The sequence below is a fragment of the Streptococcus sp. 121 genome (genome assembly GCF_016458205.1).
Classification (GTDB): Bacteria; Bacillota; Bacilli; order Lactobacillales; family Streptococcaceae; genus Streptococcus.
Window position 1 is genome coordinate 1 of record NZ_JAEMED010000078.1, and the last position, 1614, is coordinate 1614.

General features: G+C 40.7%; 1 protein-coding gene. It reads right to left on the reverse strand.

Annotated features, from left to right (window positions below; all coding sequences use genetic code 11):
* Positions 1 to 218 precede the first annotated feature (218 nt).
* Complete coding sequence (locus tag JEQ21_RS09720) at positions 219 to 1577, reverse strand: ISLre2 family transposase (RefSeq protein ID WP_199365310.1); 1359 nt, start codon at positions 1575 to 1577, stop codon at positions 219 to 221.
* Positions 1578 to 1614 lie beyond the last annotated feature (37 nt).

The following is a 1614-nucleotide window of genomic DNA, read 5'->3' on the forward strand; positions in this document are numbered from 1 at the left end:
GAATGATTCAGTAAGTCAATCTCCACCTTATCGTTCTTAGTGTTTCTAATATGCAGGTCTTCATATTAGGTAGTGCGGACGTGAGCAGCCTCCTACGGAGTCTCATCACTAGATTTCGAGCCAAGGTCTCGAAATCTCCGTCATCTAGCAGTTGTTTCTCAACTGCTGATGATTCCACTACAGTATGAAGACCTGCTTCTTTATTCTTTCCGAACGATCTAAAATAAACTCGATAAGCGTCCCATAGCTGAACTCTTGGGACCATACACAGGTATGGTTGCCTGTGGAATAGTGTGCTCTTTGTGTTTCATAACCTTTAGGGCTTTTGAAGCACTCATAGCTATTTCCTCGCTAAAGACTGGCTCCGAAACTGTAGCTCTGTACAATCTCTCAAACTCCCCATTGCGAATACTTACTAAGAGAGTTGCCATGTTTTCAGCACCTTGTCTTGTCCAATTTCGTCCCTGCTTTTTCATACGATTTGTATAAAAGCGATGTCCACTTTCGCAAACACCCACACCATCACTTACTGGCAAATTTCTATCTTTTAGTGGCCGAATCCAGCACCAATTCCGAGTTAAATAAGCTCGAACTTCACTCAAACGCTCAAGGTGCTCCTCCTGTTCAAGATATGACTCAACTGTATCTAGCAATAGTTCTACACGCTCATAATCATAAGCCTTAACTACTTGTCGTAATTCCTTTTGAAGAAACTTATCAAAACCAAGCTTACCAGTGATGTATTTCATGACATGGTAGGAATCTAAGCAATATTCAAATAGACTCCTACGTCCTCCAAGCGATTGGAACTTATCCGCTTCATAGCCCGAACCTCCGTCACTATTGGCAATGATAATAGTTCGGCTTAAATCATAATGAGTAGACAAATAGGAGCGGATTTCTTCAAACAAATCTTTACTCGTTCCAAAGCAGCCAAAATAAACCGGATTGATGAGACAGTTCCGATTACCTATCTTCTCAACTCCCTCATGGATAAAGCCCCGTTTATATTCCAGGTGTTTTCCCTTTTCTTGACTGCCAATCCAAATCCCATCAGCTTCTATGTAAAGAACTTCTGGTTTTTTCTTATCCGAAACATCAAGCTCTGAGTCTGATGTTTCTCTTATCTTCTCTGCGACACTCTGAGCTATCGCGTGAACCGTCTGATGACTAATGGTTTGATTGGTTAGTAGCTCTACAGATCTCCCTGCTTGTCGATAGGTCATACCAGTCGACAATTGAGCTATCTTTTCTTTAAACAATGGACTGAAATGTTGGCGCGGTTCCAGACCTAAGGCCCTATCTAAAGGAATGAAACTTTTCTCACCTTGTTTCCGAAGACGACGGCGTTTAAAAGTTACTGTACCAAACAAAAAGGTTATCTGACGTTCCTCCAAACGATCAATAGACCAACCATCTTCTAAATAGGGCTGAATCAGAAATTTATCCAGCAATTCTAGACAGTGGCTTAGAGAATCTATGAATAACTCTGAAAAAAGCAATGAAAAAACTTCCTCAACTTCGGATAAATTTTGACAGTCCTTTAATTTCTCGAAAATCTCTGATACAATAGTCATAGGTTCTATATCCTTTCGGGTTGATTTTGCACTTCCT